A 16,985-nucleotide genomic window follows, 5' to 3' on the forward strand; every position below is an offset into this window, starting at 1 on the left:
ATTGAATCGTATCTATCACCATATCAACTAACGGAGTTTTTTATGTTTTCAATATTTAAGTCAAATCCAACCAAAAGATTAAATAAGCTGCTTTCTATCAAGTTAGAGCAAGCCATGCAGGCACAGAGAAATGGCGATATAAGAACCTATTCACAGCTTAGTTTTGAGGCCGATGAAATAGATAAACAGATCACTAAAATAGAGATGCAAAATAGACAAACATAAATTTATATTTAAGGGTTTGTAAAAGTAATTACGTTGCACTTATAAGCCCTTAGCATCGATATATGAGAGACGACTATTATATTGATGGTTTATGACACAACGTTCATATTCGCGACTACAAAGCAATCCCTTCCATTCTCTTTTGCCCTGTAACAAGCAGTATCCGCACGCGTAATAAGTTCATGAATAGTTTCACGTTTGTCCCACTGTGCAATCCCTATCGAAAGTGTATTGGTGCGTTCAATTGAGTTCAACCGGATGTTTTTACACAATGTTCGTATTCTTTCAGCTACCTCTAAAGAACTATCTAGTGAAACACCAACAAGAACAATAATAAACTCTTCTCCACCAAAACGAACCGCCATATCTTCTAGACGAATAGTTTCCTTAAACATTGCAGAGATAGCTATCAGTAATGCATCACCTGCATCGTGCCCCCATTTATCGTTAACAGACTTAAAATGGTCAAGATCAAGAAAGAAAAGGCTAATATCTATATTTTGGCGCTTTGCAAGTGAAAGCTTCTCTTCGATAGTATTAAAAAATGCTCTGCGATTTAATAAGCCCGTCAGCGGATCTTTTAGCGCGAGTTTTTCTAGCTCTTTCGTTGCTTTTAAAAGATGCTGCTTCTCTCGACGAAGTTGTGAATTAAGCTGCGCCATCACATTAGTCAGTTCACTTATCTCTTCAAGCAACCTTTTATTATCTATTTCATGTATTTCAGCAATGCAATAATAAGATAACTGGTCATAACAAAACCAACAATTTAGTTCATTACCTGTTGTTGTTTTTAACCTCGAGGTTTCTTCAGTGATTTGTTGATATGTAGATTGCGAACCAGTCATTGGCATTTCACTGACAAAAAAGTCATGCCAGTGATTTTTTTCAAAGGCAAGACCGTGGAAAAAAAGGTTGAAGCCTTTATTAACATTTAATAATTTACCTTCACGACTAAATTCAGCAATGGCTAAATAAAAGGAACTCTGGCAAATATGATTTGCTATTTCAGCGCGAATATTCAATCGCTTAACCAAACATTTAGCTGCACAATCACCTCTTGATAATTACTCGAAATTAAGTCGGCACAAAGCGTTGTTTCTGGTTTATCAAAAAATGATAACGCTTGGCCACCAACAACGGTTTTAATGTCGGGATAAGAGGTTTGTATTTCCTTTAACACTTGCTGCGTATTTTTAATGCTATGCGGCATGGTCAAACTAATAATGACCGCCTTAGGGGACTCATTTTTAATGTAATCCATCAACGCGACTCTAGGTGTGTCTGCTCCAAGAAAAGCAACGTCCCATTCGTCGGCCTCCAATGCTGTCGCGACCATCCAAGAGCCAATTTGATGCTGCTCGGATTCAACACACGCGACCAATACTTTTTGTTTAGTTATCTCAGGCGGTGGGATTTTCATGATAAGACCAATTAATACGCGGTTGGTAATCGCAGTTGCTAAATGCTCAATTGAAACGGACACCGTACCATTTTGCCAAAGTAATCCAACCTGATACAGGCAAGGTTGTGCTTCCTCATTAAAAAATGTTTCAAACTCGGCCCATGAGTTTACTTTTTGAGTAGCGTATTGGAAAGCGAGGTGTTGCTCTCCGTTAATAATATGTTGAAAAAATGGGTTATTTGAATCAATGAATGATTCCTCCATTTCACTATTTATTACCGTGCAACACTCTTCATGTACACTCAGCATCCAATCATATAGCTGCGCTAATTGTTGCGCTTCATTAATAGGAATTGTTTTTAAAATTAACTCTTTCCACTTTCTAAGTTCCTCTTCAAAATAGATAAATGGTACACCTTGATTGTGATAGGTATGATAAACCCAAGGCAGTGCTTTGATTAAGGCATCAGCATCTCGAGATGCAATGACCTGCGTGATAAAACCAAGATGATTACGATGGTTATTGAGCAACAGATCAACCGAGCTGATCGTTGAAAAACGACATGTTTGCTGCTCTTCAGTTATCCAATGGTTAAGGCTAAGCAACATTTTTTCACCGTACTCAGCGTACATATCTATGGCTGTATTCGACAGAGATGTCAGTATCATGTTTAGTTTTAAGTTATCCATTGCTTCCCCAAACCAAATTCATAAATTATTGTTAAACATTAGATGAAAAGTATAGTCCGCTATTAATTCTCATTGTGAGTTAACCAAGGAAAAAGCGTGAAGAAAATCACGTTAAGATAAAAAGCAAAGGTATTTATAATCAACGTCTGCATGCTACAAAACAGTTAAAAAACGTTGTTCAAACAACTGGACCGGTAACGGTTTTGAAAAATAAAATCCTTGCCCATAATCACAGCCCATTTCAAACAACAACTGTTTATTTTCTACTGTTTCAATACCTTCCGCGACAACGACTAGGCCTAATTTATGTGCCATATCTATCATCGCTTCACACAGTAATGACTCTTGAGAATGAGCGCTCATATGTAAAACAAATGACTGATCTATTTTTATATAGTCAATATCAAAATCTTTAATGTAAGAGAGTGATGAGTAGCCAGTACCAAAATCATCTAAGGATATTTCAATACCCGCATCTCGTAAAAAGGATAATTGAGCAATTATTTTTTGCTCGGTTTCCATCATTAATCCCTCGGTTATTTCTAACACCACATTTTCACAGGGTAGCCCTATCTGTTGCAGATAATCGAGCCACATTTCACTGCTTTGAGGCGCCAATAGCTGTAGCGGTGATATATTAATGCTGATTTTAAAGACCTCTCCAAACTTCGCTTGCCAAATCAATGCTTGTTTGGCTGCTTGTTTAAATATCCAGTCACCAATTTCTAAGATCAAACCATACTCTTCAGCTAAAGGAATAAAATCAAGTGGACTGATCACCCCTCTTTCAGGGTGGTTCCATCGCACTAGCGCTTCCGCTTTTAAAATCTTATTGGTTTTGAAATTAACGATCGGTTGATAAACAACCTCCAGCTGATCGTTAACAATGACATTTCTCAATTCCCGAAGCAGTGCTTGTTTTTGCTGTGCAGCAATTTGCATATAAGGGGTAAAATAACTGTAACCATTGCGCCCTAGACTTTTAGATAAATACATCGCTTGATCTGCATTTTTTAACAGGTCAACGACCGTCGTTGCATCGTCAGGAAACAGCGTTATGCCAATGCTAGCGGAAATATGAACTTGTTCTTCATTAATTTGAAAAGGGTTAATAAACGCGGTAATTATTTGTTGGGCAATATAATCAATCTCTTTATTTTCGGTGACATCACTGATAATCACAGAAAATTCATCTCCACCAAATCGTGACACGGTATCAGACTTACGGACACACTTTAAAATACGTTGTGCAACTTGTACTAAAAGTTGATCGCCAATCAAATAACCTAAGGTTTCATTAATCTCTTTAAATTGATCTAAGTCGATAAATAAAACCGCTATTTTGGAAGTGCTGTGAGCGAGCCTTTTAATATCTTGTGTTAATAACTCTGCAAAAAAACCGCGATTGGGTAATGTGGTTAATAGGTCATAATTTTCATGTTTTTCAATCAGATCGTTTGCATCTTTAATATTTGAAATATCTGAAAATAAAACAATATATTGGCTGATTTCACCATTGGACATTTTTACTGTATTAACATTAAGAAGGATAGGAAACCTGTTACCATTTTTATGTTTAAACCAAAACTCTCCCGCCCACTGCCCATTTTCAGAGACACCTTGCCACATAGCTTCGCTCAAGTTGAAATCAACCTCACCAGAGGACAAAATATGATGAGATTGACCGATTATTTCATTGGTTTTATAACCTGTAATGTCAGTAAAAGCGGGATTAACACTAATAATATGTTTCTTCACGTCAGCAATAAACATACCTTGATCGCTGTTGTTATAAATGATGTTAGCTAAAATTGGTTTAGTCAGATCGGTCCGTGTACCGACCATGCGAATAGGCGTGCCATTTAGATCGCGATTAATAATTTTACCTCTGGATAAAATCCAGCTGTAGCTGCCATCATGGTGTAACAAACGATAACGTTGTCGGTATGAAGATGTCTTACCTTCGTTATGCGCAACTAAGCTCTGCTGAAGCCCTGCTAAGTCCTCATTTGTGATAGTTGCATTGGTTAAGGATTCAGTACCAACAATATAATTTAATAATTGCGTTTGTTGAGAAAATTCAATGCCTGTTGTTGATACATGCCAGTCCCAAATCGTTTCTCCACTTTCTTGAGAGACAAATTCCCATTGCTCTTTACTGCTTAGTAACGCATTTTCACTCTCTTTTAGTGCCTCTTCAGCTTGAATTCGTAATGATTTTTCACGCATTAAATCTAACGTACGGATAGAGATATTGTTATACATCGCTAATACGGTGTTCACCAAGACCGACATTAAACCGCTCATCTCCTGATCAGCATGTGCTTTTGCACCTTCGATAGATTGTCCCGCATCAATCGCATTAATGGTTAACACCATGCGTTTATCGGAATCGAGAATATGGTAGGCCAACCATTGCGTTAAAAATGAGACTATTTCATAAATGATTTCATCTAAGGACAGGTCTTTTTGGTTTTTTATCGCTAATGCCTGCATGAGAAATGACTGATGTGTTTTTTGGTGCTCTCTATACCAAGCATCTTCTTTAAAATAGCCGGTCCAAATCTCCTCTTCACATTTAAAATGATAAGTAGCATAGTCGGCAAGCTCATCAAAAATATCGTTTAAAACAACGGGTGTTGAGCGATGTGCGAGATGCCCTGCTAATCGATTTAAAATAGAGACTAATTTTTTATGCTGCGAATCAATTAATTCGATATTCGTTTCAAAGTTTTTATCCCAAGGAAAAATTTCAAAAACATCTATTTCATTATTTTTCATATAATTCACTTATATTGATAAAAAAGACGTGATAACGACTCGCATAAGCCTCTGATCTATCATTTTGGTTAAAAGAATAAATAGTGATGATTGCATGCAATCATAATAGACAGCTATTACTCAATCTTGCGCCTACTCTCCACCATTTTCCTCAATAAGCCCTGACCACAACACGATGAAAATAATATTAATTATCATTCATTAAAAATAACTCATTTATTATAAAAAGTTAGCTAACATAGCAAGAAAAGTTTTGTGTATTAAGTCGTAACACAAATAGTATAGACGATAACCATCAGCACAATTTTGAATAAGCAAAGAGAAGTTAAATAGAGGATGATAAATGCAGAGTTATTAACGGCTTCCTTCTTTTACTGTTAACATATATAGAATTTATTATTAGATCTGCAATCATCGTATAGAAGGTAAAAACAGTGGACGCTTTTATTTCCAAACAAACCGACAGTAGCGCATTAAGATCTCACCCTTGGACAACCATGGAAAGCGATCAATCCAATGTTTATGTCGACTTTAAAAAATCACCCAAACTGATACGCAGCGCTATCGAAGATTTAATTCCTTTGAAGAAATGGTCATTTGTAGACACGTTTTATGAGTTAATTGTGTGGATTAACAGTCCTCAAGCTTTGTTAGAAAGTAATGATTGCAGCTTTAATGTCGTTGAAGATAATCACGATGCACAATACCCGTACGCAAAAAAGTGCAGTGGTCGATTAATGATTTTGTTTAGGGATGTTGCAGAAAATTGTCAGCAACGAAGCGTAGATTGGTTAATGCAAGAGATATTACAATCGGTAGCAACCACAAAGCTTGGCTTTAAAGCAGGTGCCATTGCTTTATCACAAAACCCAACTTGCTACCTTGCGTTGGGAGATCAACCCAATACAGGAGGGATGGGGCAGCAACTTGTGCTTACCTTTTTTGCTTATGGTAAAAATGAGCGTCGCTGCTATGAAAGCATGCAGCAAGTACTGGAACATGCCCATAGTTGCTTAGTAAAAGTGAATAAAAAGATTAGTACTGGCGAGTTAGATGCTATTTATAACTAATTTTATTCATCTAGCTCATAATGTTGAGCTAGGTGAATAAGTTTGATATGAATAATCTGGCTGATCTTCAGGCATTAACCCAAGTTAGGTTTTAAAACGTCAACCAGTGCTTCAATATGATCATCACGATCATTTAATGCACTAATGTAACGATATTTTTCTCCGCCAGCTTGCTCAAATATCTCTCTATTTTCGCCCTCAATCTCTTCTAATGTCTCGAGACAATCCGCGCTAAAAGCCGGGCTAATAATAGCGATATCTTTGATCCCTTGTTCAGGGAAGCTTTTTAAGGCTTCATCGGTATATGGCTTTAACCATTCCGCTTTACCAAAGCGACTCTGAAAAGTAGAGATAACACTTTCTTTATCTAATCCCAATTTTTCTACGACCAAGCGTGTCGTTTGTAAACACAAGCAATGATATGGATCTCCATTATCTAAAAACAACTTTGGCATACCATGATAGGAGAAAACAATTTTTTGTGGTGTACCATTTGCCTGCAGGTCTTCACTGATACTGTTAGCAAGTGCATCAATGTAAGCACTATTTTTATGATAACCATTAATGAAATGCAACTCAGGTACCCAACGCCATTTTCCTAATACTTTCGCCACAGCATCAAAGGTTGATCCTGTTGTTGGGCTTGAATATTGCGGGTATAAAGGCAATACAACAATACGTGTAAAGCCTTTTTCACGCAGCGCCTCTAAACCCGCTTCGATAGAAGGATTACCATATCGCATTGCCATGACCACTTCAGTATTTTCATAACCTTGCTGCTTAAGTAGTGTTCCTAGTTTGGCAGACTGCTGTTGTGTAATATGAGTTAATGGAGAGCCATGCTCAGTCCAAATACTTTTGTACAGTTTAGCAGAGCGCTTAGGTCGTATTCTCAGAATAATACCGTGTAAAATAATCATCCAGATTAGACGCGGTATCTCTACGATACGTCGATCTGAAAGAAACTCTCTTAAATAAACTCTTACCGCTTTAGTCGTAGCAGCATCAGGACTACCTAGGTTGGTTAATAAGATACCTGTTTTTTGATGAAATCGTCCTTCATGAGGGTTATCGGTAATTCCTGAAAATCGTGACACACAAAGCTCCTTTTTGAGAAAATAAATTTAGACTGCGACAGATAAGCAATAAGATAACGCTTCCTATCTGTATTGTCAGAATGCATCATTTAACTTGCCGCGATTAGCTGAAAGTTAAAAATAAAAACGCAGTCAAACAAAGCAACTATCGCTTAAATACTGATAATACAAAGATTTTACTATATTAGTTTAACAACCTAGGTTAATTAAATCAGAAAATTTAAAAATAATATGCGTGACAGCATATTGTTTATTTTTGCGATGATTTAAGTACAGGTTGCGAACGCCATAACTGATAAAAAGTAACACAGAATATGCACAGCATGAGCACGCTAATGGTGGTCAAGTTTGAAACGCCAAATGCATCAAAACTTGCGCCGAAACTATATCCCCCTCCAACTAAAACAGAGACCCACAATAATGCAGAGCTTGCATTAAGCAATGTGAATACTTTCCAACGCATTGCTGTCAACCCGATTGGCAAAGCACCAATTGTTCGTAAGCCTTTTGGATAGCGGTAAATAAAGATATAAGCATAACCATAACGTTCGGCTAATCGTTGTGCGTTTATGAAGATTTTGCCAAACCTTGTGCCTTTATTTAACCAGCCCTGTCCGTAACGTCGTGCAAGATAAAAGCGAATTTCATCCCCTAAATATCCACCAGCAAATACCACTATTGCAACTAATGCTAAATCCAGAGCATCATTGTAGGCTGCATATCCGGCAAACAGGGGCAACCAACCACTTTTCAATGCACAGTAAGCAAACAGTATCAGGTAAACAAGCGTGCCATATTGCTTAAGTATTAAAAGAAAAGATTCCATGTTACGCCCTAAATAAGTTTTAACTCTTTGTATTCATTACGCAGTATCGAGGTGAATAGATCAGTAACTGGCTCACTAATTTATATAGTGAGTCTGTTAACAGTAAAAGAATAACTTACAGGTTAAAAGCCGCTACGTGCATTATGCTGTAATTATCATTTTTATAACCAAGGCGTTTTTCATGATTAACAATGTGTTAGTGGTTGGAGCATCGGGCTACGTGGGCAGTCAGTTAGTCCCGTTGCTTGCACAAAAAGGTTATCACGTCACCGCAACAGGTCGAGATAGCAAAATACTGCACAAACGTGCTTGGAGTAAACTTCCTAATATCAATATTGTGCAATTAAATTTAAGCGACAACCCCGATTTAACCTCTATGCTAACCGATATAGATGTGGTTTATTTCCTCGTCCATGGCATGAGCCACGGCCATGACTTTGTAAATGTTGAGTTAGATATTGCCAAAAACTTTACTGCCTATCTAAAAACTAGCCAAGTAAAACAACTGATTTATCTCGGTTCTTTACAACCACAGCAAGGTCATTCAGCACATTTTAGCGCACGTAAAAAAACAGGTGAAATTTTAAGAGAGAGTCATGTCATCGTAACAGAATTAAGAGCGGGTATTATTGTCGGACCAGGCTCAGCGGCTTTTGAAGTGATGCGCGATTTTGTTTATCACCTGCCCTTGTTAATAACACCTAAGTGGATGACATCGAATAACTCCCCTATTGCCCTAGAAAACTTACTCTATTACCTGCTTAAGTTACTCACACTGACACCTGAGCAACATAAAATTATGGATGTGGCAGGACCAGAACTAATCACTTATCAAAAGCAGATGCATATTATCGCTCGGTTAGCGGGTAAAAAAGTACGTATCATTCCACTGGCCATTTTAACCCCAAAACTTGCCTCTTACTGGTTCAAAATTATCACTTCAGTGCCCACCAATATTGCCAAAGCACTGGTGGGAGGTTTGCAATATGACTTGACGGCAGATGGTAAACAACTGCAAGCATTAATTCCGCAAACCTTACTCTCCTATGAGCAAGCAGTGAGCAAAACACTAAAGCAGGAAATTGATGTGATTGACACTGAAACATGGGGCTTTGATCCCGATGCATTATCACGTTGGCGCCCAGGATATGGTTATTACCCTAAACAAGCTGGTTACACCTTAAAGACAACGATCAGTGCAGCCTCTCTTTGGCAGCAGATACAATTAATAGGAACCGAACAAGGTTATTTTTTTGCTAACTATTTATGGCGAATCAGAGAGTGGATGGACTATGTTGTTGGTGGTGACGCATTGCAACGCTTTAGGCAGCATCCCCAAAAACTGGCTTTAGGTGACCGTATCGATTCATGGAAGGTGATCGGCTTAAAAGAGGAGCAGTTTTTATCACTTTTATTAGGAATGAAAGCGCCGGGACTGGGGCGTTTAGAGTTCAACATTGAAGATAAAGGCGATTATCGACTATTAGATATCCGTGCTTGGTGGCACCCTGCCGGTTTGTCAGGATTATTATATTGGTATGCGATGATGCCTGCACACCTGTTTATATTCAAAGGGATGGCCAAGGCCATTGATAAAAAATGTAAGCAGTAATGCTCACTTTTATCTATGCCCATAAAAAAGCTCGGCAAATGCCGAGCTTAAATTGTTAATTATTGACTGATCGAACTATTTACTTTTCTTTAACTCAGATAGCTCTTCACTGTGCCAGATTTTACGCTGAAAACGAGGATTTTTTGAAGACATATCAATCTTATACGGATTCGTTTCTTGTTGGTAAGGTAAACCCAAAATGGTAGAAAGCTCTTGTGCTAGCCATTTTTCAACTTTTAACACGACAAGTTTCTTACGTAAACGCCCTTGCTCATCACGGTTTAAGATAGTCGGTAACGTATTTAACGTTAAAATTTCACCAATAGCAGGATGCGCCATACGTTCACGGCCTTCATCACTTGCATAGAAGTGAGAAACAGCAAATGCCATACGCTCTGGTTTGATTTTTTGTAAGAATTGACAAGACTTAACAACCGTCGATCCGGTTCTCACCATGTCATCAAACAACACAATACTACAGCCATCTAAGCCTTCAAAAGTATGCTCGCTCTCTTTATGCAGCGTAATCGCAACTTTACGTTCATTGGTACGTTCTTTATCAAGCATAATAAATTTTGCTTTCGGCAAACCAAGGGTATTGTACATCTCTTTAACAAAATCACGCGCGCCTTTATCAGGGGCACATAATACCAAGCCTTCGCCATCAGGACCGTAATTTAAAATATCACTATTCAACAGGTAATGAGCATAAATTTGATAAGGGATCAGGTTGTGGAAATCACCTTCAAAGACATCAGCAAAAATACGTTGCACTGAGTATGAATGATTATGAATCGTTAATACTGTATCGACACCCGCCAGTTTTAACATTTGCGCATATAATTTAGCGGTGAATGCTTGACCATCGAATTTCTTGATATCATGAATATCACGTTCAAAATGTGTTTCACCTAAATCGGCATGCGCGCCACGATCTTGCGCACTGTAAAACAGATCTGGTTCAACTAAAACAACACGTTCAGCGCCATTTTCTTTCGCCGTACGTGCAATCACCAAATTCGCCATTGCTAATTCTTGACGAGATTTAGTATGGCTACTAGTACTCACAATCACCACGGTTTTTCCAGTCAATGCTTGACCAATAGATTCTAGATCTAATTCATCAGCAATAAAGCGTGGGCAAAATTCGGAGTTCATGAAAGTTTTCATGCTGATCATATCAGCAATGTCTTCCTGTTGACCCATCGCGTATGCGATATCGATTGCGAATGGGTTGTCAGAGGTGTTACTTACAACGACGACATTACTAGAGCGATTGATTGAAAAACTCATGAATAGATCCTTATCAAAAGAGGTCGATTAGTGGTGCTCAAATTTAGTCGCCTATTCTAATGCGAACCCTTGCAGATCGATACTGTATATTTATACAAAGTTGTAACTTTTATACCTAATCGCGCAACAAATGAGCAACCCATAACTAACGATGTTTAATAAAAACAGTGATATAGTAAAATTTTCGTTAATTATATACCCAACAAGAGATGAGGTTATTTATGCAATATTTGTCGAGTGTGCAGGTCGAACCAACAAGCACGGCAACCGCGAGTGTTATTTGGTTGCATGGTTTGGGGGCAAATGGTCATGATTTTGAGCCGATAGTAAAGCAATTAGAACTGCCTGCCCCGTTAGCGATTCGTTTTGTATTTCCACATTCACCATCCATCCCCGTCACCATTAATGGCGGTATAATTATGCCAGCATGGTACGATATTTTAGATATGAGTATTGAACGTAGAGTAGATATAACCCATTTAACTGAATCAGCAACTGCAGTACAAGCATTAATAGACCGAGAAATAGCGCGTGGCATTCCAGCAAATCGTATTATTGTTGCGGGTTTTTCACAGGGTGGTGCTGTTGCATACCAAGCAGCGTTAACCTATCACCAACCACTTGCGGGTTTATTAGCAATGTCCACCTACTTTGCTACCAGAGACACTATTCAACTGCATCAAAACAACAAACAGTTGAACATCAACATCATGCATGGAAGCCAAGATCCGGTGGTTGATCCACTATTAGGCCAACAGGCACAACAAGCATTATTAGATAAAGGCTTCCAACCTACTTATCAGCAATATCAAATGCAACATAACGTGTGCGCAGAGCAAATTATAGATATTTCAGCTTGGTTACAACAGCGATTAATGTAGAAACACCTAGCAACGTAATGCCTTGTTTTATTTATTAACATCAAGGCGATCTTTTTCAGTAATTGTTCTCATCACCCTGCAGGGGTTCCCCACAGCAACAACACCTGCAGGGATATCTTTCGTCACCACACTGCCCGCGCCAATAATACTGCCCTTACCAATCGTAACGCCTGCGCAAACCGTCGCATTTGCTCCAATCCACACTTCATCTTCAATGGTAATTGGCGCAGACGTTATTATCCCCTGTGCACGTTGCTTCGGGTCAATGGCATGACCTGCACAACTAATACAAACGCCCGGTGCGATACAAACTTCATTACCGATATGAACCGGTGAAGTATCAAGGATGACACAGTTGTAATTAATAATAGCAAAGCCATGAAAATGGATGTTGAAGCCATAATCACAGCGAAACATCGACTCAATAAACACGTTTTCATGATAGGTACCAAATAATTTGGATAATATTTCGCCTTTTTTAGCACTGTCCTGGGGGTTAGTTTGATTAAACTCCCAACACAATTGTTTAGCGGGTAATTGTAATTCAAGGTGTGAGAACTCAAACTGTGCCGTGTACGCTTTGGGTGTTGTTATTTTATCTAAAAAGCTCATTGTCCTTCCTTTTTACTTGTTATTCTTTATTGATCCCACTATTACCTAGTAAAAATAAATGAGTTCAATGTAAAAGTAGCCAACATGTCCGCTTCCTTTGCAAAGTGCTCGATTCAGACATCACTAATTTTTAGCCGTCAGGGGACTCATCATATACCGCTACGGGTGGTAAAAAAGCTTAATATAGCGGTTTTGCACACGGCTGCACATGTTCAAAAATAACGCTTCACATTTACGAAAAATCATTTACAAAACAAAGATTTCGTGAACAATTCAAGCGCCCATTGATTTAACAATTACGCAACAAGATGTCCCTCGTCTTAAATTTACATAATGTTTCATTTAAACATGGAAATTACTGACGTTTTGGCTTTTAATTACATTTAATTCATCTTTTAAGTTAGGAGACTGATCTAATGTCATCAAATATTCTCGCTGTGAGTTATCAAGATTTATGCGCTAAAGGTTTGATTAATGACCTAAAATTAGCAGCAACCTGTGATATAAAATGCGTTTGCCGTTTATCTTGCAACCGCTGCCCAAAAGTATTCTCATCAATAGATATACAAAAGGTGCGCATAAAGGGAATCCAGCTTGATTATGTTGCTTTTATAAAAACACAAGCAGATGATGATGACATTGAACTACATTTAAACGCTGATAACCTGCAGGCTTTGCTTAAAGAAAACAACATAGCTTACCGAACAATTTTAACCTAGCAAAGCTATTCTAACGACATATTAGACGCTACCTCTCTTTTTAGGCCATGAGAAAGCAATACCAAAAAACAGCTTGTTATGCGGGTAAAACACACTCAACACAACACTAAATTCCCCTATTTTTTGTTAGGCTATTGTAACTCTGAAAAATGACCTCATATTATAGCTACTTGCTGTTTTCTTCGTCTCAAAGCACGACAAAACAACGCCATATCATAAACAATTAAGAGCAATTCAATTATGAGCAGTAATACAAATAACAATCAGACAGCACAACCTTGGATGGCAACAATGCCACAAAGCCAATTCGATTTTATGTCAACGGTATTAGCCGCTCCTTCACCAATCGGTTTTGAAGCTGCAATGAGTTATGGCGTGATTAAACCTGAATTTGAATCTTTTATGCCAAAAAGCTGGGCTATTCATCAATTTAAAGGTAATGCAGGCTTAGTGTTTGATACACATCCTGGTCGCGATGATCTGACGAGTATCATGATTGTTGGTCACGCTGATAAAATCCGCATGCAAGTGCGTAAAATTGATAAAGATGGCAAGGTATGGATTAATACCGACTCGTTCCTCCCCACCACCCTCATTGGTCACGAAGTTAAACTATTCTGTCAAGACCCAAACAAAGCGGGTGTATATAAAGTCATTGAAGGTTGTACTGTTGAAGCATTAGGCGCCATTCACTTTTCAACGCCTGCACAGCGTACAGGTGAGCAAGGGATCAAACCTGAGTCTATTTATCTTGAACTACACATGCATGGTGACGATCGTAAAGCGCAAGTTGAAGCACTTGGTTTACGTCCAGGTGATCCGATTTTATTAGATCGTCCCATTAAACGTGGTGTAGCGAATGATACCTTTTACGGTGCTTACTTGGATAATGGTCTAGGCTGTTTCTCGGTGACTGAAATTGCTCGTACACTTGCAAGCGAAGGATTAAACAATATTCGTGTGTTATATACTATCGCCACCCATGAAGAGATTGGCCGTTTTGGCTCAACACAAGTGGTTGGTGAACTTAAACCGGATATATTGATTGCCACCGATGTTAACCACGACTATGAAGCTGCACCGGGTATTGGTAGCCGGAATATGAACCCGTTACAAATGGGTAAAGGTTTTACTATTGGCCGAGGCTCTGTTGCCTCTGAATTTATATCACAAACACTAGCAAACCTGTGTGCTGAAAAAAATATTCCATTCCAACTTGATTTTTCTGGGCGTGATATGGGCACCGATGGCATGGCTGCGGCACTGGCGGGCGTGGACAGCGCAGCAATTACGATTGGTTATCCGATTCGTAATATGCATACCGCATCAGAATCTGCACATACTGGTGATTTACTCGCTTCAATCCACGGGATCACCGAGTTATTACGTCACTTTGATGCTTTAAACGGTACAGGTATCACTCGAGACGACCTAAAAAATAGCCACATACGTTTAGATAATTTTTAAGCTAAAAATGGTGGGTGATGAGCAGGGGCAATGAGTTACGAACAAGTAACTACGAACGAATAGCGACCTACTAACAGCCTGTGTAATTACCTTTCACGCAGGCTGTTCACCACAAACATTATTCACTTCCCCAACTCGCTGTTCAATCCAAGCTATTGTGTTCTTTAAGATAATTAGTTATAACCACTCATCCTTAATCTATAACAAATAAGCACCTATTATGAATAGTAAATCGACACACAAACCTCGCCCGATGATTGACCTCTTGGTTAGTATCGTTATTCCGTCATTTATCCTCATGAAATTAAGTGGCGAAAGCGATTTAGGCCCTACTGGTGGTTTAATCGCAGCGTTAGCTTTTCCATTAGGCTGGGGATTGTTTGAATTAGTTAAATACAGAAAATTTAACTTTATCGCTTTATTAGGTTTAGTGAGTGTATTACTAACAGGTGGTATCGGTTTATTTGAATTAGACAATAAATGGTTAGCGATTAAAGAAGCGGCAGTCCCTGCTGTGATCGGCCTAGCAGTATTAATTTCAACGTTTACGCCATACCCTTTAGTAAAAACGTTATTGTTCAACCCTGAAGTGTTGGATGTAGAAAAGATAAATGCACGCTTAGCTGAACATAACAGCACGGCTATTTTTGAAAAACGCTTGCTGAAAGCGACCTATATGGTGGCATGCTCTTTTGTTTTTTCAGCTACCATGAACTTTATACTCGCTAAGTGGCTAGTAACTAGCCCGGCAGGCACACCAGAATTCAATGAACAGCTAGGTCAGATGACCCTTTATAGTTACCCTATGATTGCACTACCATCAATGGTGATTTTATTAGGTGTTTTTTACTATTTATGGCGTTCGATTAATAGCCTCACCGGACTTAAACTAGAAGAAGTGATGGCAACAAAAGAAAAATAATATTTCTGTTTAACCTAATTGCCAAATAGAGAGAACTTATCTTTTGCTAAAGGAGCAAATAATAAGGTCTCTCTACCTAACCTTTGCTGCTGAATAACTTCATGATTCACCCACTTAAACTGATATTATTAATCCTCCCTGCACATTCCCAAAAGCCTTTCGATTGTATAAAGAGAGGTAAAATGCTTATGCGGATGATGTAATACAGTGCGCCTATGTACAAATAACAACCTGCGTTCTGCTCAACAGACAGATAATCTAAGCTATTCCTATCAATTACCTATGCATAGGGTCATACTGAAATGGTTATACACTGACACTAAACGTTACTGCGTAACCTCTATCCTTAGGTTGGATCAAACTGACTTAGGCTTAATCATTTACCTCAAAAAGGAAAGCATCATGAGTAAAGGCCAAGACAGTAAAAAAAATACGAAAAAGAAAGCTCTTTTAACACCTAAAGAGAAGAAAGCCGCTAAAGCAGCTAAGAAACCGGTAAGCACTTCGTTAGTTAGTTAGTTAACTAAGTGATGGCTATCGAACTATTCGATGGCCTTTTTATAGCGACCACGTCTGAGCATAAATGCTTATCAACGGGGTTAGTCAAGCAAGCTATTGGTAATACTCTGTGCACTGTTTGTTAAATACTCAATATCAGATAAATACGCAAGATGATGCCCATCATTGATATTGTTAATAAATGCCTCATTTCCGTTGTGCGCTTCACTTTGTATGTAATCAACTAAGGTTTGAATCCTGTCAATCATTGTTTCAACTAATTTTTCACGTTCAGCAAACAATAAACCGTATGAATCGCAGAATAATTTTGCTCTTTTACACTGCAAGCTTAAATCACCTAATGCATCGTGTTCATTGGTTTTAAAAGGCGCCCAGCAATAAACCGCGTAAGCGACATCCCATATTCTTGGTGCTGGATGAGCCGTGTCGAAATCAAAAACACCAACCGTTTTATCTCCCTTTAGCGTGACGTTGTAGGGAGCGAAATCACCATGACAAATCACTTCATGGGGCACTCTACTTGGTAGCATCCATTGCATACTGTTAAAGTTCTCACTAGCAATAAGTAAAACCGTTGCATCATGATATTGACGCAACAATTTACTTGCAGAGCGTAATGCTTCATCTGATGCAATATTTCCGGTTAGCGGATAATTGTAAACATCCCCCGGCATATAAGATAAAACCTCATGATGTCCATCAAAGCCAAATGGCTTAGGCGCGTTAATAAAGCCACTATTTTCTAGGTGTTGCAATAGTTTATGAACCGAAGCTGACCAAAAGCCACTTGGTCGATAGACTCTATCTTCTGAACGTAAAATAACGCCTTCGCGTCCCCCCTGCAGTGTTTGCAATTTAACTCTCCTTTG

The 16,985-nt window shown here is 38.6% G+C and carries 15 protein-coding genes; 7 read left to right on the top strand and 8 right to left on the bottom strand.

The window, feature by feature from the left end; genetic code table 11:
• The first annotated feature begins 42 nt into the window (after positions 1–42).
• A complete protein-coding gene (locus tag QQK09_RS12770; RefSeq protein WP_284204536.1) occupies positions 43–225 on the top strand; it encodes a DUF6435 family protein in 183 nt (60 codons plus the stop codon).
• Positions 226–314: 89 nt separating this feature from the next.
• Here QQK09_RS12770 and QQK09_RS12775 read toward each other — a convergent pair whose 3' ends face one another.
• The 3 genes from QQK09_RS12775 to QQK09_RS12785 all read right to left on the bottom strand — a co-directional run bounded on the left by QQK09_RS12775 (position 315) and on the right by QQK09_RS12785 (position 5,098).
• On the bottom strand, positions 315–1,247 hold the full coding sequence (locus QQK09_RS12775) for a GGDEF domain-containing protein (protein WP_284204537.1): 933 nt from the start codon (positions 1,245–1,247) through the stop codon (positions 315–317).
• Complete coding sequence (locus QQK09_RS12780) at positions 1,244–2,317, bottom strand: cobalamin B12-binding domain-containing protein (protein WP_284204538.1); 1,074 nt, start codon at positions 2,315–2,317, stop codon at positions 1,244–1,246. Before QQK09_RS12780 ends, QQK09_RS12775 begins: the two co-directional genes overlap by 4 nt.
• Before the next feature lie 153 nt (positions 2,318–2,470).
• Positions 2,471–5,098, bottom strand: coding sequence for a bacteriohemerythrin (locus tag QQK09_RS12785; RefSeq protein ID WP_284204539.1), 2,628 nt, complete (start codon positions 5,096–5,098; stop codon positions 2,471–2,473).
• A gap of 434 nt (positions 5,099–5,532) precedes the next feature.
• On the opposite strand from QQK09_RS12785, the gene QQK09_RS12790 reads away from it, so the two are divergent.
• Positions 5,533–6,168 (top strand): hypothetical protein, encoded by a 636-nt coding sequence (locus tag QQK09_RS12790; protein ID WP_284204540.1) that lies wholly within the window; start codon positions 5,533–5,535, stop codon positions 6,166–6,168.
• Between the two features lie 74 nt (positions 6,169–6,242).
• Here QQK09_RS12790 and hemH read toward each other — a convergent pair whose 3' ends face one another.
• Positions 6,243–7,265 carry a ferrochelatase gene (gene hemH, locus QQK09_RS12795; RefSeq protein ID WP_284204541.1) on the bottom strand — a complete coding sequence of 341 codons (1,023 nt, stop codon included), beginning with the start codon at positions 7,263–7,265 and terminating at the stop codon, positions 6,243–6,245.
• 250 nt (positions 7,266–7,515) lie between these two features.
• Positions 7,516–8,091 carry a DedA family protein gene (locus QQK09_RS12800; protein WP_284204542.1) on the bottom strand — a complete coding sequence of 192 codons (576 nt, stop codon included), beginning with the start codon at positions 8,089–8,091 and terminating at the stop codon, positions 7,516–7,518.
• 181 nt (positions 8,092–8,272) lie between these two features.
• Here QQK09_RS12800 and QQK09_RS12805 point away from each other — a divergent pair, with 181 nt between their 5' ends.
• Entirely contained in the window at positions 8,273–9,703 is a 1,431-nt protein-coding gene (locus QQK09_RS12805; RefSeq protein ID WP_284204543.1) for a DUF2867 domain-containing protein, read from the top strand.
• Positions 9,704–9,778: 75 nt separating this feature from the next.
• On the opposite strand, the gene QQK09_RS12810 is transcribed toward QQK09_RS12805, so the two are convergent.
• Positions 9,779–10,996, bottom strand: coding sequence for a phosphoribosyltransferase family protein (locus tag QQK09_RS12810; RefSeq protein ID WP_284204544.1), 1,218 nt, complete (start codon positions 10,994–10,996; stop codon positions 9,779–9,781).
• A gap of 221 nt (positions 10,997–11,217) precedes the next feature.
• On the opposite strand from QQK09_RS12810, the gene QQK09_RS12815 reads away from it, so the two are divergent.
• Positions 11,218–11,877, top strand: a complete 660-nt coding sequence (locus QQK09_RS12815) for an alpha/beta hydrolase (RefSeq protein WP_284204545.1) — start codon at positions 11,218–11,220, stop codon at positions 11,875–11,877.
• Between the two features lie 27 nt (positions 11,878–11,904).
• Here the strand turns inward: QQK09_RS12815 and QQK09_RS12820 are convergent, their stop codons facing one another.
• Positions 11,905–12,489, bottom strand: a complete 585-nt coding sequence (locus QQK09_RS12820; protein ID WP_284204546.1) for a sugar O-acetyltransferase — start codon at positions 12,487–12,489, stop codon at positions 11,905–11,907.
• Positions 12,490–12,905: 416 nt separating this feature from the next.
• On the opposite strand from QQK09_RS12820, the gene QQK09_RS12825 reads away from it, so the two are divergent.
• From QQK09_RS12825 to QQK09_RS12835, 3 genes are all read left to right on the top strand, one after another.
• Positions 12,906–13,208: a hypothetical protein gene (locus QQK09_RS12825; RefSeq protein ID WP_284204547.1), complete on the top strand. Its 303-nt coding sequence runs from the start codon at positions 12,906–12,908 to the stop codon at positions 13,206–13,208.
• A gap of 240 nt (positions 13,209–13,448) precedes the next feature.
• Positions 13,449–14,675: a M28 family peptidase gene (locus QQK09_RS12830; protein ID WP_284204548.1), complete on the top strand. Its 1,227-nt coding sequence runs from the start codon at positions 13,449–13,451 to the stop codon at positions 14,673–14,675.
• Positions 14,676–14,895: 220 nt separating this feature from the next.
• Entirely contained in the window at positions 14,896–15,597 is a 702-nt protein-coding gene (locus tag QQK09_RS12835) for a VC0807 family protein (protein ID WP_284204549.1), read from the top strand.
• 599 nt (positions 15,598–16,196) lie between these two features.
• Here QQK09_RS12835 and QQK09_RS12840 read toward each other — a convergent pair.
• Positions 16,197–16,970: a phosphotransferase enzyme family protein gene (locus QQK09_RS12840; protein ID WP_284204550.1), complete on the bottom strand. Its 774-nt coding sequence runs from the start codon at positions 16,968–16,970 to the stop codon at positions 16,197–16,199.
• Between the last annotated feature and the right edge of the window lie 15 nt (positions 16,971–16,985).

It is taken from the genome of Psychromonas marina (genome assembly GCF_030161115.1).
Taxonomy (GTDB): domain Bacteria; phylum Pseudomonadota; class Gammaproteobacteria; order Enterobacterales; family Psychromonadaceae; genus Psychromonas; species Psychromonas marina.

Excerpts from the sequence above, each read along its gene's own strand:
- QQK09_RS12770 (WP_284204536.1), top strand. The coding sequence starts at position 43 with ATGTTTTCAATATTTAAGTCAAATCCAACCAAAAGATTAAATAAGCTG.
- QQK09_RS12780 (WP_284204538.1), bottom strand. The coding sequence starts at position 2,317 with ATGGATAACTTAAAACTAAACATGATACTGACATCTCTGTCGAATACA.
- QQK09_RS12785 (WP_284204539.1), bottom strand. The coding sequence starts at position 5,098 with ATGAAAAATAATGAAATAGATGTTTTTGAAATTTTTCCTTGGGATAAA.
- QQK09_RS12800 (WP_284204542.1), bottom strand. The coding sequence starts at position 8,091 with ATGGAATCTTTTCTTTTAATACTTAAGCAATATGGCACGCTTGTTTAC.
- QQK09_RS12805 (WP_284204543.1), top strand. The coding sequence starts at position 8,273 with ATGATTAACAATGTGTTAGTGGTTGGAGCATCGGGCTACGTGGGCAGT.
- QQK09_RS12810 (WP_284204544.1), bottom strand. The coding sequence starts at position 10,996 with ATGAGTTTTTCAATCAATCGCTCTAGTAATGTCGTCGTTGTAAGTAAC.
- QQK09_RS12815 (WP_284204545.1), top strand. The coding sequence starts at position 11,218 with ATGCAATATTTGTCGAGTGTGCAGGTCGAACCAACAAGCACGGCAACC.
- QQK09_RS12820 (WP_284204546.1), bottom strand. The coding sequence starts at position 12,489 with ATGAGCTTTTTAGATAAAATAACAACACCCAAAGCGTACACGGCACAG.
- QQK09_RS12825 (WP_284204547.1), top strand. The coding sequence starts at position 12,906 with ATGTCATCAAATATTCTCGCTGTGAGTTATCAAGATTTATGCGCTAAA.
- QQK09_RS12830 (WP_284204548.1), top strand. The coding sequence starts at position 13,449 with ATGAGCAGTAATACAAATAACAATCAGACAGCACAACCTTGGATGGCA.
- QQK09_RS12835 (WP_284204549.1), top strand. The coding sequence starts at position 14,896 with ATGAATAGTAAATCGACACACAAACCTCGCCCGATGATTGACCTCTTG.